The 20814-nt window shown below is 70.9% G+C and carries 19 protein-coding genes and 1 tRNA gene; 3 read left to right on the top strand and 17 right to left on the bottom strand.

Translation table 11 applies throughout. The annotated features are described in order from the left end of the window. Positions 1-83 precede the first annotated feature (83 nt). The 5 genes from guaA to ACYVDA_RS04240 form a co-directional block, all read right to left on the bottom strand. Positions 84-1652, bottom strand: coding sequence for a glutamine-hydrolyzing GMP synthase (gene guaA, locus ACYVDA_RS04260; protein WP_460815229.1), 1569 nt, complete (start codon positions 1650-1652; stop codon positions 84-86). Positions 1653-2056: 404 nt separating this feature from the next. Beyond that, positions 2057-3781: a GMC family oxidoreductase N-terminal domain-containing protein gene (locus tag ACYVDA_RS04255; protein WP_460815227.1), complete on the bottom strand. Its 1725-nt coding sequence runs from the start codon at positions 3779-3781 to the stop codon at positions 2057-2059. Continuing rightward, a complete protein-coding gene (locus ACYVDA_RS04250; protein ID WP_460815225.1) occupies positions 3778-5412 on the bottom strand; it encodes a succinic semialdehyde dehydrogenase in 1635 nt (544 codons plus the stop codon). Before ACYVDA_RS04250 ends, ACYVDA_RS04255 begins: the two co-directional genes overlap by 4 nt. Before the next feature lie 48 nt (positions 5413-5460). After that, positions 5461-6417: a non-homologous end-joining DNA ligase gene (ligD, locus tag ACYVDA_RS04245; protein WP_460815223.1), complete on the bottom strand. Its 957-nt coding sequence runs from the start codon at positions 6415-6417 to the stop codon at positions 5461-5463. Between the two features lie 61 nt (positions 6418-6478). Then, positions 6479-7177 (bottom strand): SDR family NAD(P)-dependent oxidoreductase, encoded by a 699-nt coding sequence (locus tag ACYVDA_RS04240; protein ID WP_460815221.1) that lies wholly within the window; start codon positions 7175-7177, stop codon positions 6479-6481. A 121-nt stretch (positions 7178-7298) separates the two neighbouring features. Between ACYVDA_RS04240 and ACYVDA_RS04235 the strand changes: the two genes are divergently transcribed. Continuing rightward, the gene (locus tag ACYVDA_RS04235) at positions 7299-8159 is read left to right on the top strand and encodes a helix-turn-helix domain-containing protein (RefSeq protein WP_460816102.1); all 861 of its coding nucleotides are present in this window, start codon (positions 7299-7301) and stop codon (positions 8157-8159) included. Between the two features lie 96 nt (positions 8160-8255). Here the strand turns inward: ACYVDA_RS04235 and ACYVDA_RS04230 are convergent, their stop codons facing one another. The 10 genes from ACYVDA_RS04230 to glmU form a co-directional block, all read right to left on the bottom strand. Next, a complete protein-coding gene (locus ACYVDA_RS04230) occupies positions 8256-9065 on the bottom strand; it encodes a hypothetical protein (RefSeq protein WP_460815219.1) in 810 nt (269 codons plus the stop codon). A 110-nt stretch (positions 9066-9175) separates the two neighbouring features. Next, positions 9176-9526 carry a Rieske (2Fe-2S) protein gene (locus tag ACYVDA_RS04225; RefSeq protein ID WP_460815216.1) on the bottom strand — a complete coding sequence of 117 codons (351 nt, stop codon included), beginning with the start codon at positions 9524-9526 and terminating at the stop codon, positions 9176-9178. Between the two features lie 265 nt (positions 9527-9791). Then, positions 9792-10619: an SCO6745 family protein gene (locus ACYVDA_RS04220; RefSeq protein ID WP_460816099.1), complete on the bottom strand. Its 828-nt coding sequence runs from the start codon at positions 10617-10619 to the stop codon at positions 9792-9794. Between the two features lie 68 nt (positions 10620-10687). Next, positions 10688-11095 carry an HAD-IA family hydrolase gene (locus ACYVDA_RS04215; protein WP_460815213.1) on the bottom strand — a complete coding sequence of 136 codons (408 nt, stop codon included), beginning with the start codon at positions 11093-11095 and terminating at the stop codon, positions 10688-10690. Then, a complete protein-coding gene (locus ACYVDA_RS04210; RefSeq protein WP_460815210.1) occupies positions 11095-11325 on the bottom strand; it encodes a hypothetical protein in 231 nt (76 codons plus the stop codon). Before ACYVDA_RS04210 ends, ACYVDA_RS04215 begins: the two co-directional genes overlap by 1 nt. Before the next feature lies 1 nt (position 11326). Beyond that, a complete protein-coding gene (locus ACYVDA_RS04205; protein ID WP_460815207.1) occupies positions 11327-12118 on the bottom strand; it encodes a 3'(2'),5'-bisphosphate nucleotidase CysQ in 792 nt (263 codons plus the stop codon). Positions 12119-12134: 16 nt separating this feature from the next. Next, entirely contained in the window at positions 12135-12725 is a 591-nt protein-coding gene (gene pth / locus ACYVDA_RS04200) for an aminoacyl-tRNA hydrolase (protein ID WP_460815205.1), read from the bottom strand. Between the two features lie 9 nt (positions 12726-12734). After that, complete coding sequence (locus ACYVDA_RS04195; RefSeq protein ID WP_460815203.1) at positions 12735-13448, bottom strand: 50S ribosomal protein L25/general stress protein Ctc; 714 nt, start codon at positions 13446-13448, stop codon at positions 12735-12737. A gap of 226 nt (positions 13449-13674) precedes the next feature. Continuing rightward, entirely contained in the window at positions 13675-14655 is a 981-nt protein-coding gene (locus tag ACYVDA_RS04190) for a ribose-phosphate diphosphokinase (protein WP_460815201.1), read from the bottom strand. An 88-nt stretch (positions 14656-14743) separates the two neighbouring features. Further along, positions 14744-16213 carry a bifunctional UDP-N-acetylglucosamine diphosphorylase/glucosamine-1-phosphate N-acetyltransferase GlmU gene (gene glmU, locus ACYVDA_RS04185; RefSeq protein ID WP_460815199.1) on the bottom strand — a complete coding sequence of 490 codons (1470 nt, stop codon included), beginning with the start codon at positions 16211-16213 and terminating at the stop codon, positions 14744-14746. A 110-nt stretch (positions 16214-16323) separates the two neighbouring features. On the opposite strand from glmU, the gene katG reads away from it, so the two are divergent. Then, positions 16324-18582: a catalase/peroxidase HPI gene (katG, locus tag ACYVDA_RS04180; protein WP_460815197.1), complete on the top strand. Its 2259-nt coding sequence runs from the start codon at positions 16324-16326 to the stop codon at positions 18580-18582. Positions 18583-18638: 56 nt separating this feature from the next. On the opposite strand, the gene ACYVDA_RS04175 is transcribed toward katG, so the two are convergent. Continuing rightward, positions 18639-18717 (bottom strand) — tRNA-Gln (locus ACYVDA_RS04175). Positions 18718-18800: 83 nt separating this feature from the next. On the opposite strand from ACYVDA_RS04175, the gene ACYVDA_RS04170 reads away from it, so the two are divergent. Further along, complete coding sequence (locus tag ACYVDA_RS04170) at positions 18801-19943, top strand: glycerophosphodiester phosphodiesterase (protein ID WP_460815194.1); 1143 nt, start codon at positions 18801-18803, stop codon at positions 19941-19943. Between the two features lie 21 nt (positions 19944-19964). Here the strand turns inward: ACYVDA_RS04170 and ACYVDA_RS04165 are convergent, their stop codons facing one another. Beyond that, positions 19965-20810, bottom strand: coding sequence for an acyl-CoA thioesterase domain-containing protein (locus ACYVDA_RS04165; protein ID WP_460815192.1), 846 nt, complete (start codon positions 20808-20810; stop codon positions 19965-19967). Positions 20811-20814 lie beyond the last annotated feature (4 nt).

The following is a 20814-nucleotide window of genomic DNA, read 5'->3' as shown; positions in this document are numbered from 1 at the left end:
TTCCGCTCGGGATGCGCGAACAGTTTAAGAAGACAACCTGACAACTGCACGACGGACACCCCGCGGTGGACCGGAGAGGTCGATCACTCCCACTCGATGGTGCCCGGCGGCTTGCTCGTGATGTCGACCGTGACGCGGTTGATCTCGCGGACCTCGTTGGTGATCCGGGTCGAGATCGTCTCCATGACGTCGTACGGCAGGCGCGCCCAGTCGGCGGTCATCGCGTCCTCCGAGGTCACCGGCCGCAGGACGACCGGGTGGCCGTAGGTGCGGCCGTCGCCCTGGACGCCGACGGAGCGCACGTCGGCCAGGAGCACCACCGGCATCTGCCAGATGTCGCGGTCCAGACCGGCGCGCGTCAGCTCCTCGCGGGCGATGGCGTCGGCCTCGCGCAGCACGTCGAGGCGCTCGCGGGTGACCTCGCCGATGATCCGGATGCCCAGGCCGGGCCCGGGGAAGGGCTGGCGCCAGACGATGTCGGCGGGGAGGCCGAGCTGCTCGCCGACCAGGCGGACCTCGTCCTTGAACAGCGTGCGCAGGGGCTCGACCAGCTCGAACTCGAGGTCGTCGGGCAGGCCGCCGACGTTGTGGTGGGACTTGATCGTCGAGGTGCCCGCTCCCCCGCCGGACTCGACGACGTCGGGGTAGAGCGTGCCCTGCACGAGGAAGGCGACCGTGTCACCGGAGGCGGCCGCGCTGCCGAGGACGTCGGCCTCGGCGGCCTCGAAGACCCGGATGAACTCGCGGCCGATGACCTTGCGCTTCTCCTCGGGGTCGGTGACCCCGGCGAGGGCGTCGAGGAACTGCTTCTCGGCGTCCACGACGACCAGGTCGACCCCGGTCGCGGCGACGAAGTCGCGCTCGACCTGCTCGGTCTCGCCCTTGCGCATCAGGCCGTGGTCGACGTACACGCAGGTCAGGCGGTCGCCGATGGCGCGCTGCACCACGGCGGCGGCCACGGCGGAGTCGACGCCGCCGGACAGCCCGCAGATGGCCTGGCCGCGGTCGCCGATCTGGGCGCGGATCTTCTCGATCTGCTCCTCGACGATGTTGACCATGGTCCACGTCGGGCGGCAGCCGGCGATCTCGATCAGGAAGTGCTCGAGCACCGTCTGCCCGTGCTCGGTGTGCATCACCTCGGGGTGCCACTGCACGCCGGCCAGGCGGCGCTGCACGTCCTCGAAGGCCGCGACCGGGGTCGCCGTGGTCGAGGCCAGCACCGTGAAGCCCGTCGGCGCCTCGCGCACGGAGTCGCCGTGCGACATCCACACGCGGTGGGCGGCCGGGACGTCGGCGAGCAGGGTGCCGGGGGTGGTGACCGTGACGGGGGTGCGGCCGTACTCCGAGACGCCCGTGCGGGCGACCTCGCCGCCGAGCGCGGCAGCCATCGCCTGGAAGCCGTAGCACATCCCGAAGACGGGGACGCCGGCCGTGAAGAGGTCCTCGTCGACCCGGGGTGCGCCCGGGGCGTAGACCGAGGATGGTCCGCCGGAGAGGATGATCGCCGCGGGCCGGCGCTCGAGCATCTGCTCCACCGGCATGGTGTGCGGCACGATCTCGGAGTACACCTTGGCCTCGCGGACGCGCCGCGCGATCAGCTGGGCGTACTGGGCGCCGAAGTCGACGACGAGGACGAGGTCGTGGTCGGTCACGGGTGACCCTTTCGACGGGTGGCGAGGCGGGTACGGCGGGTGGTGGAGCGGGCCCCGCTGAGCCGCCGAGTCTGCCAGAGAACAGCCCGTGAGATTTCCTCGGGCCGGGCGTGACCCCCGTCAGGTGGCCTCGTTGTGCGATTCGGATCCGGCGCACGACCTCCCTCCCTGGCCGGTTCCAGCCAGGCTCGCGACGCGGGCCGCGCCCAGGGCCCGGCCACCCTCCCTCCCCGGTCGGGCCCTGGAGCTGTGTCCGGGGTCTTCCGCGGGTGGTCGGGCTGGCCGGGGCCGGGGCCGGTTTCCCAGGTGATGAACCCACACTCCCTCTCCACACACCAGATCTGGTGTGCACAGAGGCAACATGGGTTCATCACCTGGGAAACTGCCAGGCCGCGCTGGAGCCCCTAGCTGACGCCCACGATCGGGAGCCGCAGGGCGCCGTACGCGCTGGGCGGGACGACGGGGTTGCGGGGCTCGACCGGCGCGATCCGCTCGTACGCCGCCTCGACCGCCGGGCGCGGGTCGGCCTCGCCCTTGTTGGGCCAGAACGCCATCGCACGCTCGGCCTGGGCGGTGATCGTCAGCGACGGGTTGACCCCGAGGTTGGCGGTGATCGCCGAGCCGTCGGCGATGTGCATGCCGTCGTAGCCGTAGACGCGCTGGTAGGGGTCGACGACGCCGGTGCGCTTCGACTCACCGATCGTGCAGCCGCCGATGAAGTGGGCGGTCATGGGCATGTCGAACGGCTCGCCGATGGAGCCGCCGGCGGTGCCGCCCATGATCGTGGCCATCTTGCGCACGACCGTGTTGGCCACCGGGATCCACGTCGGGTTGGGCTTGCCGTGGCCCTGCCTGGAGGTCAGGCGGTACTTGTTCGTGCCCGGCACCTTCTTGGGGTAGACGGTGATCGAGTTGTCCAGCGTCTGCATCACCAGGGCGACCACGGTGCGCTCGGACCAGTGCTTGACGTCGTAGAGCGACCGGATGTTCTTGCGCTGGACCCACAGCTCCTTGAGCCAGGTCTTCCAGCGGCGGCCCGGCACGTCGCCGTCGGTCAGGACGGTCTGCATCAGCGCCATCGCGTTGCTGCCCCGGCCGTAGCGGCAGGGCTCGACGTGGGTGTCCTCGTCGGGGTGGAACGAGGAGGTGATCGCCACCCCGTAGCTGTAGTCGATCGAGGTGTCCGGCGCGATCGCGCCGAGGATCGACTCGGAGTTGGTGCGCGAGAGGTGGCCCAGGCGGTCCGAGAGCTTGGGCAGGTGCCCCTCGGCCTTCATCTTGTGCAGCAGCTTCTGGGTGCCGATCGCGGCGGCGGCGAAGACGACCTGCTCGGCCGACAGCGTGCGGGTCGACGCGGCGGTCGCCCGCTTGGCCTTGGTGTAGCGGATCCGGACGTCGTACCCACCACCCTCGCGCTGGCTGACGCGGGTCACGGTCGAGAGCGGCATCACCTTCGCGCCGTTCTTCTCCGCGAGGTAGAGGTAGTTCTTCACCAGGGTGTTCTTGGCGTTGTAGTTGCAGCCGACCATGCAGTCACCGCACGCCACGCACGTACGCCGCGCGGGGCCCTCGCCGCCGAAGTAGGGGTCGGCGACCTCCTCGCCCATGGAGTTCTCCGGGCCGCCGAAGAAGACGCCGACCGGGGTGGGGTGGAAGGTGTCGGCCACGCCCATCTCGCTGGCGACCTTCTCCATCACGTCGTCGGCCGGGGTGCGCAGCGGGTTCTCGACGACGCCGAGCATCCGCTTGGCCTGGTCGTAGTACGGCGCGAGCTCGGACTTCCAGTCGGTGATGTCGGCCCACTGCGGGTCGCGGTAGAACTGCTCGAGGGGCTCGTAGAGCGTGTTGGCGTAGACCAGCGACCCGCCGCCGACCCCGGCACCGGCCAGGATCAGGGAGTCGCGGACCGCGTCGATGCGCTGGATGCCGTAGCAGCCGATCTCGGGGCGGTAGAGGAACTTCTTGATCTCGAAGGAGTTCTTGGCGAAGTCCTCGTCCTCGAAGCGGGCGCCGGCCTCGATCACGCCGACCTTGTAGCCCTTCTCGGTCAGCCGCAGGGCCGTGACCGAGCCACCGAAGCCCGACCCGATGACCAGTACGTCGTAGTCGAACTCGTCGTGCCCGCTCATGCGCGTCCCATCTTCTTCAGCAGCCGCAGGTTGACGTTCATCACCCGTGCGTAGGTCTGGTCATTCATACCCAACATGGGTCCGAAGCGGAGCAGCTTCTGCACCGCGACGGACTGGCTCTCGGTGTAGCGCAGCACGCCCTCGGCACCCTGGCGCCGGCCCATCCCGGAGGTGCGCATGCCGCCCATCGGGGAGTCGATGCTGGCGAAGGTCGCGGCGAAGGCCTCGTTGATGTTCACCGTGCCGCACTTGACCCGGCGGGCCAGCTCGCGCGCCCGCTTGGTGTCGCGGCTGTAGATCGCGGCGTTGAGGCCGTACTCCCCCTCGTTGGCGACGCGGACGGCCTCGTCCTCGTCGGCGAAGCGGTAGAGCGAGATCACCGGGCCGAAGGTCTCGTCGCCGAAGCAGGTCATCTCCGAGGTGACGCCCTCGAGGATGGTCGGCTCGTAGAAGAAGGGCCCCAGGTCCGGACGCGCGCGGCCGCCGGTGAGCACGGTGGCGCCCTTGGCGACGGCGTCGTCGACGTGGGCCACGACGGTGTCGAGCTGGTCCTGGCTGATCAGCGACCCCATGTCGGAGCCCCACTCCAGGCCGGGACGCAGGGTCATCGCCTCGGTGCGCTTGACGAACAGCGCCTTGAAGCGGTCGTAGACCGAGTCGGCGACCAGCAGGCGCTCCATCGCGACGCAGAGCTGGCCGGCGTTGGAGAAGCTGGCCCGCACGGCTCCCTCGGCGGCGCGGTCGAGGTCGGCGTCCTCCAGGACGAGCATCGGGTTCTTGCCGCCGAGCTCCAGGGAGCAGCCGATCAGCCGCTCGGCGCACTGGCGGGCGATGATCCGGCCCGTGGCGGTCGAGCCGGTGAAGCAGACGTAGTCGGAGCGGTCGATGATCGGCGTACCGAGCTCACGGCCCGGGCCGGCCACGACGTTCCACAGCCCGGCGGGGAAGCCGGCCTCCTCGAGCAGCTGCGCGCCGTACAGCGCGGTGAGCATGGTCTGGGCGTCGGGCTTGGTGACCACCGCGTTGCCGGCGAGCAGGGCGGGCAGGCCGTCGCACAGCGCCATCGTGAACGGGTAGTTCCACGGCGCGATGATGCCGACGACCCCCTTGGGGGTGTGGTTGAGCTCGACCCGGGTCAGCCCGGGGACGACCCCGCTCTTGCGCTCGGTGCCGACGTGGCGACGACCGGTGCGGCCGTAGTAGCGCGCGGTGAGCGCGATGTGCAGCGGCTCGTCGTAGGCGTGCTTGCGGGCCTTGCCGGACTCCCAGCAGATCAGGTCGAGGATCTCGTCCTGGCGCTCCATCACCAGGTCGTGCAGGCGCAGCAGCAGGCGCTGGCGCTCCTCGATGCTGGTGCGGGCCCACGCCACCTGGGCCGTGCGGGCGCGGGCGAAGGCCTTCTCGACGTCGTCCTCCGAGGACTGCGGGACGTGCGCGAGGGGCTGGCCCGAGATCGGGGAGAAGGTCGCCTTGGTCCTCCCGGTCGTCGAGACGACGCGGTTGGTCAGGCTGCGCACGAAGCCCTGGTCGAGGGCGTACGACGCGGTCGGGTCGTGCTCGGGATCTGCGGGGCCGTCGGCGACGGGCTGGCGGGGCGTGCGGTCGGGCTGACGATCCGGCTGGGCAGACATGTCCGCCACACTAAACCGGCGGGTAACTTGACACAACGAGCCGTCTTGTCAAGTGGCGTCGGGGTCGGCCGGCGGGGCCTCCCCCGCCTCCTCGTCACGCTCGGCCCAGTCGAGCAGGGGGCTGATGTCGAACACGTGGTCGTCGATGTCGGCGTGCAGGTCGCCGAGGTCGGCGTACCGCTCGGGGACGGTGGCGATGGTGAAGTCGTCGGGCCGCACGCGGTCGACCTCGTCCCAGCGGATGGGGGTGGAGACGGTGCCGATCGGGTTGCCGCGCACGCTGTACGCCGCCGCGATGGTGTGGTCGCGCGCGTTCTGGTTGTAGTCGACGAACAGGTCGGCCGGGTCGCGGTCCTTGCGCCACCAGGCCGTGGTCACCTCGTCGGAGCGGCGCTCCACTTCGCGGGCGAAGGCCAGCGCCGCACGGCGTACGTCGGTGAAGGAGTGGTCGGGCGCGATCCGGACGTAGACGTGCATGCCGTTGCCGCCGCTGGTCTTGGGGAACCCGGTGGCGCCCAGCTCGTCGAGCACCTCGTGAGCGACGTGGGCCACCCGCTGCACGGTCTCCCAGGGGCAGTCCGGGCCGGGGTCGAGGTCGATGCGCCACTCGTCGGGCTTCTCGACGTCGGCGCGGCGGCTGTTCCAGGGGTGGAACTCCACGGTGCTCATCTGCACCGCCCAGACCACCTGCGCCAGCTCGGTCACGCACAGCTCGTCGGCCGTGCGGTTCCAGCGCGGGAAGTGCACCCGGACGGTCTCCATCCACGGCGGCGCCCCCTTGGGCAGCCGCTTCTGGTGCACCTTCTCCCCCGCCACCCCGGTCGGGAACCGGTGCAGCATGCAGGGCCGCTCCCGCAGGGCGTTGACGATCCCGTTGCCCACGGACAGGTAGTACCGCACCAGGTCGAGCTTGGTCTCGCCCCGCGCCGGGAAGTAGACCCGGTCCGGGTTGGACACCCGCACGACCTTGTCGTCGACCTCGATCTCGACCGCCGGGGATGCCATGTGGTCAACCTAGTGGCCGGCGCCACCGACGGAGCGACGCGGAGGAGGCCGGTCGGCCAGGTCAGGCCCAGGAGATCTCGCCGTGCCGGTCCACGAAGCGTCCGGAGCCGTGGCCCGGCCCCTCCGTCGCCAGCGTCACGACGGCGTCGGTGCCCTCGGTGAGGGTCTGCGGGCCGCTGTGGGCGTTGAGGTCGGTGGCCGTGTAGCCAGGGTCGGCGGCGTTGACACGGACGTCGGGGAACGCCTTGGCGTACTGCGTGGTCAGCATGGTGAGCGCCGCCTTGGAGGCGGTGTAGATCGGCGCGACGACGTGGGACTCGGGGCGGGACGGGTCGTGGGTGTGCTCGAGGGACCCCATCCCGCTGCTGACGTTGACGACGACGGGGTCGCTCGACCGGCGCAGCAGGGGCAGGAAGGCCGTCGTGGTGCGCACGACGCCCGCGACGTTGACGTCGAGGACCTCGAGGACGTCGGCGCCGGTCAGCTCGGAGGCGTCGGCGTGGGTCCCGGCGACGCCGGCGTTGTTCACGAGCACGTCGAGGTGGCCCTCGTGGGCCTCGACGTCGGCGGCCGCGGCGCGCACGGACGCCTCGTCGGTGACGTCGATCTGGACGAAGCGGACGCCGAGGTCGGCTGCGGCCGCGGTGCCGCGCTCGCGGTCGCGGGCGCCCAGGACGACGGTGTGGCCGAGCTCGGCGAGGCGGCGGGCGGTCTCGAGGCCGAGGCCCTTGTTGGCCCCGGTGATGAAGGTGGTGGTCATGGGTCGATCCTCACGGGTCGAGCAGCGGCCCACCAGGGACGCGGTGACGGTAGGAGTCGCCGTACCACCCTCGTCACCACCACGACGTCCCGTCGCGAGGGATGATCGACCGGTGACGACCATGCATGCCCTCGGCCCCACGATCCGTGCGTGGCGCGACCGGCTCGTGCCGTCGGAGGTGGGGCTGCCACCGCGCCACGGCCGGCGCACGCCGGGGCTGCGACGCGAGGAGCTGGCCGAGCTGGCGGGGGTGTCGGTCGACTACGTCGTCCGGCTCGAGCAGGGGCGCGCCACGACCCCCTCGGCCCAGGTCGCCACCGCACTGGCCCGGGCGCTGCAGCTGAGCACCACCGAGCGTGACCACCTGTTCCGGTTGGCCTCGCTCGCCCCACCCAGCAGCGGCCGGGTCTCCGACCACCTCACCCCCGGCGTCCACCGGCTGGTCTCACGACTGGGAGACGCCGCGATCGCGGTCTTCGCCGCCGACTGGCAGCTGATCTGGTGGAACCGCAGCTGGGCCGCGCTCCTCGGCGACCCGTCGGTCGTCCCGCTGCCGGTGCGGAACTTCGCCCGGTGCATCTTCCCCACCGCGGCGGACGGTCCGGCCGTGGCCCAGTGGCCGGTCGTGGTCCAGGACCAGGCCCGCACCGAGGCCGCCGTGGCCTCGGACCTGCGTCGCGCCACGGGCCGCTTCCCCGACGACCCCCGCCTGGCCCACGTGGTCACCAGCCTGCTCGCCGGCAACGCACGCTTCGCCGAGCTGTGGGCCGAGGGCACGGTCAGCGCCCACCGCGAGGACCGCAAGATCGTCCACCACCCGACCGTCGGCCCCGTCGCCGTCGACTGCGACACCCTCACCGACGGCGAGGACGACCTGAAGATCGTCGTCATGACCGCGGCCCCCGGTTCGGAGGACGAGAGCCGCTTCCGCCTGGCGCTGCTCGCCGGCGTCCAGCACGTGCCGGTGACGTCGGCACCCTGACGTCGACAGGCTCGCGGTCACCCTGGCCGTGGCACTCGCGTGCGGACCAGGACGGACGTGTGACGGTCGTGCGGCCGCCCGAGGACGACACCGCCGTCACCTGACCTGGACCCGGACCACCTTGCTGTAGCCGGTGACGTGGTGGGAGTCGGGCGCCTTGGTGACGCGGTACTGGTGGGCGCCGGCCGTGCGCTCCCGGTAGGGGATGGCCATCCGGCTGGGGCCGCTGGTCGCGATCCGCTTGGTGACCAGCGTCCGCCAGGTGCGGCCGTCCAGTCGCTGCAGCCGGGCGGTGCCGTTCGAGCCGGTCCGGGCCCGCGAGGTGGAGAAGCGGATGACCGAGCCACGGCGTACGACGCCGGTGCGCGCCTCGGCGACCTGGCTCGCGGGTGCCGACAGATCGGTCTGCGGGGACACGTAGGCGGTGCTGTTGAAGTCCGCGACGTTGCCGACGAGCGTCGGTCCAGCGGGCACCCGCACGCTGTAGTAGCTGTTCTGGACGGGGCGCACGGTGAAGGTGAAGGCCCCGTTGGTGGTGGTCGTGGTGGTGGCGATGAGATCGCAGGCGCCGAAGACGAAGTGGGTGCTCGACTGGCGGCAGAGCAGGACGCGCTGCCCCTCGATGCCCGGCCCCTTCATCACGTCCTTGAAGTCGACGTAGTCCCACGACTGGCTCAGGCGACCGGTGAACGACGCGCTCTCCCCCACCTGGATCCGCTCGGCGCTGCTCGGCAGCGAGATCCGGGTGCCGTAGACGGTCAGCAACGCCGGTTCTCGGAGGCGGCCGCTGGCCAGGCGCGGGGTGACGCGGTAGGTGCGGGTGTCCATGAACTCGACGTGGTCGTCGTAGTAGCGGCTGGCACTCCCGCTGGTGTGGCGCACGTACATCGCCGCGGGGAGCGCCATGACTTCGCAGTCGACGCCCACCGTCCGGGAGACCCCTGCGTAGGGGCTACAGCTCCTCGAATGGGATAGCCGGCGCCATGTGGGCAAGCCTGCGGCTAGAACCGCCGAGGTCAGCGGACGTACAGATTGCCAGCGCGTTCGGTCACGTGGCCGCGGCGCAGCGGGAAGGCCCGGGTAAGCGCTTTGAATGCCGACCCGAGGCCCGGAACCTTGGCGAATATCCCCTGCGGACCACGGACCATCAGACCCGTGTGAACGTCGTACGTGGACTGATGCCACGGACAGACCAGGCAGCCTTCCGCATCGATGCTGCCGTTCGCCAGGTCCGCGCCGAGGTGTCGACACCTGCGGCTGACCGCGAAGTACTCACCGTCGTTGTTTCCGGCGGCATACGGCCCCGCCGCAACGACCTTGCCCGAGGGGATTCCGGTGGTAGGTCCTAACGCGTACTCCTTGTCCATGCCGTGACCCTAACCCTGGGAGCTCGAGCTCCAGTAGGAACGAGAGGGTCAGTGCGGACCTGCCAGCGGGCGCTGGGTTCCGCCCCATCTGGATCGAGCTGCACATTGTCGCGGCGGCGCTATGACGTACTTCCGTCGCCGGCCGAATCGGCGCATGCGGTCGTCGGCTGCATCGCGTGCCACTCAGTTGGGCGGAGCGGGGACGGGGACCACCAGGCCGTGACCGCCGAGCGCCGGCGACGCAGCCGCGTACTTCGGCCGAGGCTCAGCCCAAGTCCTGTGCCGCCAGCAGCTGGCGGGCGAGAGGTTCGAGAGCAGCGATCAGCTCTTCGCGTTCGCCCGGTTCGAGGATCTCGTACGGCGCGACGGCGAGCTCGTCGGTCAACGCCTCCAAGCGGTCCTTGACCTGTCGGCCGAGGGGGGTGAACGTCTCCTCGTCCTCAACGAGTCCCCGATCCTTCATCTTGTCGATCAGATGCTTCAGTTGCGCGGACGGGAGGTGGTGGATCCGACCGAACGTCGTAGCCAGCATCCCCATGTCGAGGGCAAGAAGGACGTGGGCCTCCAGGCCGTCGATGCCCTCCGACATGAGGGCGGCGATGTGCCCGTCGCCGCGGTGCTCGCGTAGCAACGAGGCGGAGTGGAAGAGGCGGGCAATCGGCTCCTCAGGGCGAGGGAGCGCGCGCAGCGCGGCGTACATGGGCCGGCCGTCGAGCGAGGCGCTGATCGCTGCCTTGGTAAGCAGCTCGACGGCTCGCGCGAACTCCGGTGTGTCGACGAGGTCGCCGAGGATGCGACGTAGCGCCTTGACGCAGCCCTCCTGGCGGGCGGCGATCGCCGCCTCCGGTGTAGTCGTGCTCCAGACTTTCGGGATGTGGCGGGCCACCTCACCCGGGGCGAAATTGTAGAAGAGCGCGTGAACGACACCTGCCGGCACAGAGCTGCCAAGCGGGGCAGCGCGGCCGGCAAAGTAGGTGTCCCAGTAGTTGGTGAACCCCAGGGCGAACATCGCCTCGTCGGGTTCCTCAGCCGAGTAGGGAATGGCTCCTATCGGCTCAACAAGGTCGAACATCCTGCGAGCCAGCGAACCCATGGCGCTCACGAGGGGTGGCCTGTGTTCCACGCAGTGGGGATGACCCGTTCCATGGCGTGCTCCTTTCCTCAGGGATCGCCTTCCTCGTACCCACCGGTGAGGCGGACCGAAGTCAACGCATCGTCACTATCCTCGGTCTCCGCGCACCCAGCCTGGAACGCGGCGGAGTGGGGCGCCTCATCACGGCCGGCGACACGACTGGGAACTAGTTCAAGGGTGGGCACGAGCCACGATGCCAGGCGATCGGTGAGCGCGCCGAGGCCGTCGGTGTGGTGCCAGTGCACGGCGTGGATCCCGATCGAGGCGGCGCCCTCGACGTTCGGGAGCCGGTCGTCGACGAAGGCCACCCGGTCGGCGGGGAGGTCGAGGTCCGTCAGGACGTGCGTGAAGTACGCCGGGTCGGGCTTGGCCAGCCCGAGGTCGCAGGAGTAGTAGCTGCGGTCGAGGAGGTCGGCGTACCCCATCTGCTCGCGCATCACGGCCGCCCTCCAGTCGTCCTGGTTGGTCGCCAGGTGGCAGGCCACACCCGGGCGCGCATGTCGAGCTGGCCGAGCAGGGCCGGTCGCAGGTCGGCGAAGATCTCGTCCCCGATCGGACCGGCCCGCTCCCCCAGCGGCTCGGCGAAGAAGACCGGCCACGGCGGCGGATCGTGCTGGAGCACCCCGTCGGCGTCCCACAGGACGGCCTCGACGCGCGGGGTCGACACGTCAGTCGGTGCCGTGCTCGGCGACGTAGTCCAGGATCGCGTCCGACAGCTCCGGTCGGCACACAATCAGGTCGGGCAGGGAGACGTCGTCCTGGTTGTAGCGCAGCGGGGAGCCGTCGACCCGGCTGGTGAAGAGGCCGGCGGCGCGGGCGACGGCGACCGGGGCGGCGGAGTCCCACTCGTACTGTCCGCCGGCGTGGATGTAGGCGTCGGCGACGTCGCGGACCACGGCCATCACCTTGGCGCCGGCGGAGCCCATCGGGACCAGCTCGGCGTCGACCTCGGCGGCGAAGGCCTGCACGAAGGCCGGGGGGCGGGTGCGGCTGACCACGATCCGGGGGCGGGCGGCCGTGGAGGCAGGTACGACGGGCGGCTCCCCCGTGCCGAACGTCTGGCCGATGCCGGGCTGCGCGACCGCACCGGCGATCAGGTCCCCCTCCCCTGTCGAGCCGTCACCGGCGCCGCGCTCCCACAGGGCCACGTGGACGGCCCAGTCGTCGCGCGGGGGCTCGGAGAACTCGCGCGTCCCGTCGAGCGGGTCGATGATCCACACCCGGTCGGCCGTGCGCCGGTCGTGCTCGGACTCGGTGCCGCGCCACTCCTCCTCCGACAGGATCGCGTCGTCGGGGCGGTGCTCGGCGATGACCTTCATCAGGTGCTCGTGGGCGGCCAGGTCGCCGGCGTCCTTGAGCTCACGGCCCACGAGGCCCTGGCGGCGTACGTCGAGGAGGAGCTCCCCGGCGGAGGTGGCGGCCCAGGCGGCGAGCTCGTGGTCAGAGGCGAAGTCGGTCACCGACCCAGCCTAATGACTACGAGTTGTGCCTCTGCTGGGTGGCGTCGAGGCCCTGGGTGATCAGGCACTCGATCGCGTCGGCGCACGCGTCGACCTGGAAGGGCAGCTCGTGGCGCTCGACCTTGGAGTAGGGCCCCAGCACGAAGTCGGCGGGGTCCTGGCGACCCGGGGGCCGGCCGATGCCGGCGCGCACGCGGAAGAAGTCGCCGGTGCCGAGGGAGGACCTCATCGACTTCAGGCCGTTGTGGCCGTTGTCGCCGCCGCCGAACTTCACCCGCAGCGTCCCGAAGGCGATGTCGAGCTCGTCGTGCACCGCGATCACGTGGTCGGGGTCGACCTTGTAGAAGGTGGCCAGCGCCTTGACCGGCCCACCCAGCTCGTTCATGAACGAGCGCGGGCGCGCCAGCACCACCCGCGGGGCGGGGGTGCCGGGCGCGCCCAGCCGGCCCTCGACGACCTCGGCGCGGCCGCTCTTGTGGGAGCGCCAGCTGCCGCCCAGTCGCCGGACCAGCTCGTCGAGCACGAGGTAGCCGATGTTGTGCCGGGTGTTGGCGTACGTCGGCCCGGGGTTCCCCAGGCCGACGACCAGCCAGACGTCATCGACCACCGCAGCGGATCAGCGCTGGCCGTTGTTCGCGTCGGTCTCGGGGACGGTGTCCCCCTCGCCCGCAGCCTCGGACTCGCTGCCCTCGGTGGCCGCCGCCTCGGCGGCCTCCTCGTCGCTCTCGTCGCGCTCGATGCCGGCCTCGGCCTCGGCCTCCTCCAGCTCGGCGTCGACCTCGGCCGCGGTGGGCGCGTGGATCACGTTGACGACCAGCAGGTCCTCGTCGGTGAGCATCGTGGCGCCCTTGGGGAGCTCGAGGTCCTTGGCGAACACCTGGAAGCCGACCTCGGCGTCCTCGACGGAGACCTCGAAGAACTCGGGGATCGCGGTGGCGTCGGCCTCGACGGAGACGGTGTTGAGCTCGGTCACCGTCAGGGCGTCGGACTTGGACTCGCCGGTGACGTGGATCGGGATGTCGACCGTGACGAGCTCACCCTTCTTGACCTCGACGAAGTCGACGTGCTCGAGGAAGCCCTTGATCGCGTCGGCCTGGATCTGCTTGGTCAGCGCGAGGCGGGTCACGCCCTCGACCTCGAGCTGCAGCAGCGCGTTGGCGCCGCCGTGCTTGAGGGCCATCATCGTGTCGTGACCGGGCAGGGTCAGGTGCACGGGCTCGTTGCCGTGGCCGTAGAGCACGGCGGGCACCTTGGAGGCGCGGCGGATCCGGCGGGCGGCACCCTTGCCGAACTCGGTGCGGGTCTCGGCCTTGATCTGGTCTTCGGACATGCTGGGGATGCTCCTCGGGGGTTGTCGATCAACTGCGTCGCGTGTGGTCGCCCCGGGGCCGGAGGTCGAGGACCTGCACCGGGCTCGAGCGCCCGGCACCCACGTCCTGCGGGTGTCCGGCCACGTCGATCACGGAGGTCTCTCCCTCGCCGAGGCAACTGCGCGATCCTACCCGTGTCCCGGGGCGGAGTGCCAATCGGGGACGGTCCTGCGGTGACGCCTCGGATCAGGCGTGGCCGTCGAACATCGAGGTGACCGAGCCGTCCTCGAAGACCTCCTTGATCGCCCGCGAGATCAGCGGGGCGATCGAGAGGCAGGTGAGCTTGTCGAACTGGTGCTCGGGGCGCAGCGGGAGGGTGTCGGTGACGATGACCTCGGTGGCCGGGCTGTTCTTGAGCCGGTCGATGGCCGGGTCGCTGAGGATCGCGTGGGTGGCCGCGATGATCACGCCCGCGGCACCGTCGGCCATCAGGGCCTCGGCGGCCTTCACGATCGTGCCGCCGGTGTCGATCATGTCGTCGGTGAGGACGCAGATCCGTCCGGTGACCTGGCCCACGACGCGGTTGGCCACGGTCTCGTTGGGCCGGTCCTCGCGACGGGTCTTGTGGATGAAGGCCAGGGGCGCGCCGCCCAGGCGGGCCGACCAGCGCTCGGCGACCTTGATCCGGCCGGCGTCGGGCGAGACCACGGCGAGCTGCTGGTCGCCGTACTTCTCCTTGACGTAGTCGGCCAGGATCGGCAGCGCCATCAGGTGGTCCACGGGACCGTCGAAGAAGCCCTGGATCTGGTCGGCGTGCAGGTCGACGGTGATCAGCCGGTCGGCGCCCGCGGTCTTGAACAGGTCGGCCATCAGCCGCGCCGAGATCGGCTCGCGTCCGCGGTGCTTCTTGTCCTGGCGGCCGTAGCCGTAGAACGGCATCACCACGGTGATCCGCTTGGCCGAGGCGCGCTTGAGCGCGTCGACCATGATCAGGTGCTCCATGATCCACTCGTTGACCGGAGCCGTGTGGCTCTGGATCACGAAGGCGTCGGAGCCGCGGACGGACTCCTCGTAGCGGACGTAGATCTCGGAGTTGGCGAACTCGTACGCCGACGTCGGCACCAGCTCGGTGCCCAGGTGCCGGGCGACCTCCTCGGCCAGCTCCGGGTGGGCCCGGCCGCTGAAGACCATCAGGTTCTTCTCGGTGGTCTTCTTCAATCCGCTCACGCTGGGGGACTCCTCGCTCGTGCGGGCTGCTGGCCGGTGCCGGTCGCCGGACGATTGTGACCCACGCAGGGCCTCCGACGAAACCGGGTCAGGCCGGATCGGCACCCTGGTCGCGCTCTGCGATGTGGCCTTCGCCACTGCGCGCCCGCTCCGCGGCCTCGGCCTGCTTGGTGCCGGGACGCCGTCGCTCGCTCCAGCCCTCGATCAAGCGCTGGGGGCCCGCGCTCACCGCCAGGGCACCGGGGGGCACGTCCTCGCGGATCGTGCTGCCCGCGCCCGTGGCCGCTCCGTCGCCGACCGTGACGGGCGCGACGAAGGTGTTGTTGCTGGCCGTGCGGGCGTGCTTGCCGATCGTGGTGCGGTGCTTGGCCACGCCGTCGTAGTTGGCGAAGATCGTGCCGGCGCCGATGTTGGTGCCCTCGCCGATCTCGGCGTCACCGACGTAGGACAGGTGCGGCACTTTGGCGCCCGCGCCGATCGTCGAGTTCTTGATCTCCACGAACGCGCCGACCTTGCCGCCCTCCCCCACCTCGGCGCCCGGGCGCAGGTAGGAGAACGGACCGACGTCGGCGCCGGCGTGGATCACGGCGAGCTGGGCGTGGGTGCGCACGACCTTGGCCCCCGCGCCGACCTCGACGTCCTTGAGCGTGCAGTCGGGGCCCACGACGGCGTCCTCGGCCACGACGGTCGCGCCGAGCAGCTGCACGCCGGGCAGGATCGTCACGTCGCGCTCGAGGCGGACGTCGACGTCGATCCAGGTGGTCGTGGGGTCGACGATCGTGACGCCCTCGCGCATCCAACGGGCCAGGATCCGGCGGTTCTTCTCCGCCGCCAGCGACGCGAGCTGGACGCGGTCGTTGGCCCCCTCGGTCTGGAGCACGTCGTCGAGCGGCAGCGCACCCACGGGCAGGCCGTCCTCGCGGGCCAGGGCGACGGTGTCGGTGAGGTAGTACTCCCCACCGGCGTTCTGGTTGCTCAGCCGCGGCAGCGCCGAGGCGAGGAAGTCGGCGTCGAAGGCCAGGATCCCGCTGTTGATCTCGGTGACGGCCGCCTGCTCGGGGGTCGCGTCCTTCTGCTCGACGATCCCGGTCACCTCGCCCGACTCGTCGCGCACCACGCGGCCGTAGCCGTGGGGCTGCTCGACCACGCCGGAGAGGATGCTGACCGCGCGTCGGCCGGCGACGTGGTCCGCGACCAGGGCGGCGAGGCTCTCGCCCTCGAGGAGCGGCGTGTCGCCGTACGCCACCAGCACGGTGCCCTGACGGTCCTCGGCGTCGAGCGCCTCCCAGGCGATCCGCACGGCGTGCCCGGTGCCGTCCTGGGTCTCCTGCACCGCGATCCGCGCCTCAGGGAGCAGCTGCTCCACGTGGGGCGCGACCTGCTCGCGCTGGTACCCCACGACCGCGACCGTGCGCCGCGGGCCGAGCTCGTGCACGGCGGCCAGGACGTGCCCGACCATGCTCCGCCCGGCCATGGGGTGCAGGACCTTGGCGGTCTTGGACTTCATCCGGGTGCCGCCACCGGCGGCCAGGACGATGACGGTCAGGTTCTGGGTCACGTGTCGAGATCTTAGATGGGTCAGGACGGCCCGATGTGGGAACGGGCCTCCTGGGCGCGTGAGTGCCGCGTGCCTGCCAGATCCCCTGCAAGACCCTGGAGCGGAGCGACATGACGGACTACACCGAGTACGACGACGTGCTCGAAGGAAAGTGCCCCTTCGGCGGCAACACGGTGGGCGGCGCCGCCACCTCGAAGCCGACCCTGTCGGACTGGTACCCCGACCGGCTGCGCGTGGAGCAGCTGCACACCGACGGCCCGGCGGCGAACCCGCTGTCGGACCAGGACTACGAGGCCGCCTTCAACAGCATCGACCTCGACGCGCTCAAGAGCGAGATCAAGACCTTCCTGACCACCTCGGTCGACTGGTGGCCCAGCGACTACGGCAACTACGGCCCCCAGATGATCCGGCTGGCGTGGCACTCCGCCGGCACCTACCGCATCGCCGACGGCCGCGGCGGCGCGAGCCGCGGCATGCAGCGCTTCGCACCCGTCAGCTCCTGGTGGGACAACGGCAACACCGACAAGTCGCGCCGGCTGCTGTGGCCGATCAAGAAGAAGTACGGCAACGCCCTGTCGTGGGCCGACCTGATGATCCTCACCGGCAACTGCTCGCTGGAGATCATGGGCTTCCCGACCACCGGCTTCGGCGGCGGACGCCGCGACGCCTGGGAGGCCGACGACGCGACGTACTGGGGTCCGGAGTGGATCGACAACACCCACCCCGACGCCCAGGACGACATGGTCATCCGCGGCCCGCGCTGGACCGGTGAGCCAGGCGACGCCGACTACGAGCTCGAGCAGCCGCTCGCCGCCTCGCACCAGTCGCTGATCTACGTCAACCCCGAGGGCCCCAACGAGAACGGCATCCCCGAGGACTCCGCCATCGACATCCGGATCACCTTCGGCCGGATGGCGATGAACGACGAGGAGACCGTCGCGCTGATCGCCGGCGGCCACGCCTTCGGCAAGAGCCACGGCAAGGTCCCGACCGACAAGATCGGCCCGCCGCCGGAGATCGCCCCCATGGAGCAGCAGGGCCTGGGGTGGAACAACCCGCAGGGGTCCGGCAACGCCGAGAACACCATGACCAACGGCATCGAGGGCTCCTGGACCCCCAACCCGACGGTCTGGGACAACGACTACCTGACCAACCTGTTCCGCTTCGACTGGGAGAAGATCGAGAACCCCGACACCGGGGCCGTCCAGTGGAAGCCGAAGGACGACGGCGCCCCCCGCACCCCCGACGCCCACCTCGAGGGTGAGTCCCACCAGCTGATGATGATGACCTCCGACATCGCGCTCAAGGTCGACCCGACCTACCGCGCGATCTGCGAGAGGTTCCTCGCCGACTTCGACTACTTCACCAAGGCCTTCTCCGAGGCTTGGTACAAGCTGACCCACCGCGACATGGGCCCGAAGTCGCGCTACCTCGGCCCCGAGGTCGCGGAGAAGGACTTCCTGTGGCAGGACCCCGTGCCCGTGCACGAGGGTCCCGTCGTCGGTGACGCCGAGGTGGCCACGCTCAAGCAGGCCATCCTCGACACCGGCCTGTCGGTCTCGGACCTCGCCTACACCGCCTTCTCCTCCGCGGTCACCTACCGCGACAGCGACAAGCGCGGCGGCGCCAACGGGGCCCGGATCGCGCTCGCCCCGCAGAAGGACTGGAAGGTCAACGCCCGCTGCGGCGACGTGCTCGACCGGCTCGCCCAGGTCAAGGCCCAGTCCGGCGCGAACGTCAGCCTCGCCGACCTGATCGTGCTCGGCGGTTGCGTGGCGGTCGAGCAGGCCGCCAAGGCCGCCGGTCACGACGTGCAGGTGCCGTTCACCCCGGGGCGCACCGACGCCACCGCCGAGCAGACCGACCCCCAGCAGATCGAGTGGCTGGCCCCGGTCGTCGACGGCTTCCGCAACTACGTGATGCCGGAGTTCTCCAGCATCTCCAAGGTCGCGCCCGAGGAGATGTTCCTCGACAAGGCCGGTCTGCTGGGCCTGACCGCTCCGGAGTGGGTCGCGCTCACCGGGGGCATGCGCGCCCTGGGCTGCAACCACGACGGCTCGGCCAGCGGCATCTTCACCGACCGCGTCGGCCAGCTGACCAACGACTTCTTCGACGTGGTCACCTCGATGGACTTCACCTGGTCCAAGCTCGACGAGGAGGGCTACGCGTTCTCGGTCGACGACCGCGTGACCGGTGAGAAGAAGTACGACGCCTCGCGCAACGACCTGCTCTTCGGGGTCAACAGCCAGCTGCGCGCGATCTCCGAGGTGTACGCCGCCTCCGACGGGGAGAGCCGCTTCGTGCGCGACTTCGTCGCCGTCTGGGACAAGGTCATGATGAACGACCGCTACGACGTCCGAGTGGGCTGATCCACCGGCGGCGCCCCGGTCCCCCGCGTGGGGGCCGGGGCGCTGCTGCGTCTCGGCTCCCCGGGTAGGAGTCGAACCTACGTCGCTTGTCCTGATTCAAAGTCAGGCGGGCCCTGCCGGCAGACCAACCGGGGAAAGTGTCGCGCCAGGCTACCGCCCTCCGCGGTCGTCACCTCCGCGTCACCTCCCGGTCACCTCGGGCCGTTTCGGTGTCGGGCATGACCACTCTCGGGAAGTTCCGTGGTGCCCTGCTGCTCGCAGTGCTGGCCACCCTCACCCCTCTGACCTTCGTCACCGTCGCCGCGGCGCCGGCCGACGCCCGCCCGCCCGGGCAGGCGCGCACGGCTCCGATCGTGATCGGCCACCGCGGCGCGTCGGGCTACCGGCCCGAGCACACGCTGGAGTCCTACCGGACCGCGATCGCGATGGGCGCCGACTACGTCGAGCCCGACCTGGTCTCGACCAAGGACGGCGTGCTCGTCGCGCGCCACGAGAACGACATCACCGGCACGACCGACGTCGCCGACCACCCGGAGTTCGCCGCGCGCAAGACCACCAAGACCATCGACGGCAAGCCGGTCACCGGCTGGTTTACCGAGGACTTCACCCTGGCCGAGCTCAAGACGCTGCGCGCCAAGGAGCGGCTGCCGAAGGTGCGGCCCGCCAACACGGCGTACGACGGGAAGCTCCAGGTGCCGACCTTCGACGAGGTGCTCAGCCTCGTCCAGGCCGAGGAGCGGCGGCTGCACGAGAAGATCGGGGTCTACCCCGAGACCAAGCACCCGACGTACTTCCGCTCGATCGGGCTGCCGCTGGAGCAGCGGATGCTGGACACGCTACGGCGCCACGGCCTCGACAAGCCCGGCTCGCGGGTGTTCCTGCAGTCCTTCGAGACCGGCAACCTGCGCGAGCTGAACCGGATGACCAGGCTGCCGATCATCCAGCTGCTCGACTCCTCAGGGGCGCCGTACGACCTGGTGGCGCGGGGTGACCGGCGCACCTACGCCGACCTGACCACGTCGAGCGAGCTGCGCCAGATCGCGACGTACGCCGACGGGATCGGCCCCAACAAGGACATGGTGCTGCCCCGGGACGCCTCGGGGGCCACCACGACCCCCAGCGCGCTCGTCCGTGACGCCCACCGCGCGCGCCTGGTGGTGCACGTGTTCACGCTGCGCCGGGAGAACCAGTTCATGGCCACGAACTTCCGTCGCGGCACCGACCCGAACGCCACCGGCGACCTCCAGTCCGAGATCCGGGCCTTCCTCGACGCCGGCGTCGACGGCATCTTCACCGACAACGCCGACCTCGGCGTGGCCGCGCGCGACGCCTGGCTGCGCAGCGGGCGCGCCGTGGCCTGACGCGGTCGCCGGGTTCCGCTGTCAGGCGCCTCGGCGGGCGCGCACGTCGTACTGGCTGCCGGCGAGGTCGACCGTGCGCCGGGTGTTCGCGATCGAGGTGACCACCACGCTGCCGAGCCGGCCGGTGCGGTCGAAGACGACCACGTCGCCCACCGCGATGCCGTCGGCGGAGACCCGGTCGCGCGCCTGGAGGCCGATCTCGATGCCGTCGGGCTCGCGGGCGAGGACCAGGGTGATGTCGGTGTTGATCTGCTCGATGCCGCCCTCGCCCCAGTTGGTGACCATGCTGGCGATGTCGGCGATCCCGGCCGCGGCGACGAAGCCCGACGGCTTCTCCCCCGGCACGACGGGGACGGCCACCTGCCAGGTCGACTTGCGCCCGGCGTTCTGGTGCTCGGAGAACGACGGCGCCCACCCGCCGGGCTCGCTGGCGAACAGCGGCACCTGCGGGCGGTCGGTGCGCGGGGCGAGCTCCTCGGGCGGCGGCGCCGGTGAGTCCGCGGGCTCCCAGACCGCTCCCGGGGCGGGGTCGCCGGTGGCGAGGAAGAGGGCGCTGGCGCGGGCGACCGCGACGCCCTCCTGCTCCAGCAGCGCGTCCACCAGGCAGAGCCGGTTGCCCTGGCGCACGACGGTCGTCGTGGTCGTCGTGGGCCGCGAGCGGGCCGGGGAGAACAGGTCGACGTCGAACCGGGCCGCCCGCAGGTCCGTGCGGCCCTCGTCGCGCACCCGCGCCTCCAGCGCCCGAGCCAGCACGCTCCCGACCGCGACGCCGTGCAGCTGGTCGGTGCTCCACATGCTCTGCGCCACCTGGGTCGGGTGCAGCGTGGCGGGGTCCTCGGGGTCGGGCGTGAAGTAGGACAGCGGCATGGCG

This window comes from Nocardioides korecus (genome assembly GCF_054778395.1).
Note: the sequence above shows the minus strand (reverse complement) of the source record. Positions and strands in the feature narration are given on the sequence as shown.

What these genes read in the sequence shown, in the direction of transcription:
- ACYVDA_RS04255 (WP_460815227.1), bottom strand. Translation starts at nt 3,781, where the DNA reads ATGAGCGGGCACGACGAGTTCGACTACGACGTACTGGTCATCGGGTCG.
- ACYVDA_RS04240 (WP_460815221.1), bottom strand. Translation starts at nt 7,177, where the DNA reads ATGACCACCACCTTCATCACCGGGGCCAACAAGGGCCTCGGCCTCGAG.
- ACYVDA_RS04220 (WP_460816099.1), bottom strand. Translation starts at nt 10,619, where the DNA reads ATGGGTTCGCTGGCTCGCAGGATGTTCGACCTTGTTGAGCCGATAGGA.
- ligD (WP_460815223.1), bottom strand. Translation starts at nt 6,417, where the DNA reads ATGGCATCCCCGGCGGTCGAGATCGAGGTCGACGACAAGGTCGTGCGG.
- katG (WP_460815197.1), top strand. Translation starts at nt 16,324, where the DNA reads ATGACGGACTACACCGAGTACGACGACGTGCTCGAAGGAAAGTGCCCC.
- ACYVDA_RS04230 (WP_460815219.1), bottom strand. Translation starts at nt 9,065, where the DNA reads ATGGCGCTCCCCGCGGCGATGTACGTGCGCCACACCAGCGGGAGTGCC.
- ACYVDA_RS04250 (WP_460815225.1), bottom strand. Translation starts at nt 5,412, where the DNA reads ATGTCTGCCCAGCCGGATCGTCAGCCCGACCGCACGCCCCGCCAGCCC.
- ACYVDA_RS04225 (WP_460815216.1), bottom strand. Translation starts at nt 9,526, where the DNA reads ATGGACAAGGAGTACGCGTTAGGACCTACCACCGGAATCCCCTCGGGC.
- ACYVDA_RS04170 (WP_460815194.1), top strand. Translation starts at nt 18,801, where the DNA reads ATGACCACTCTCGGGAAGTTCCGTGGTGCCCTGCTGCTCGCAGTGCTG.
- ACYVDA_RS04165 (WP_460815192.1), bottom strand. Translation starts at nt 20,810, where the DNA reads ATGCCGCTGTCCTACTTCACGCCCGACCCCGAGGACCCCGCCACGCTG.
- ACYVDA_RS04215 (WP_460815213.1), bottom strand. Translation starts at nt 11,095, where the DNA reads ATGCGCGAGCAGATGGGGTACGCCGACCTCCTCGACCGCAGCTACTAC.
- ACYVDA_RS04195 (WP_460815203.1), bottom strand. Translation starts at nt 13,448, where the DNA reads ATGTCCGAAGACCAGATCAAGGCCGAGACCCGCACCGAGTTCGGCAAG.
- ACYVDA_RS04235 (WP_460816102.1), top strand. Translation starts at nt 7,299, where the DNA reads ATGCATGCCCTCGGCCCCACGATCCGTGCGTGGCGCGACCGGCTCGTG.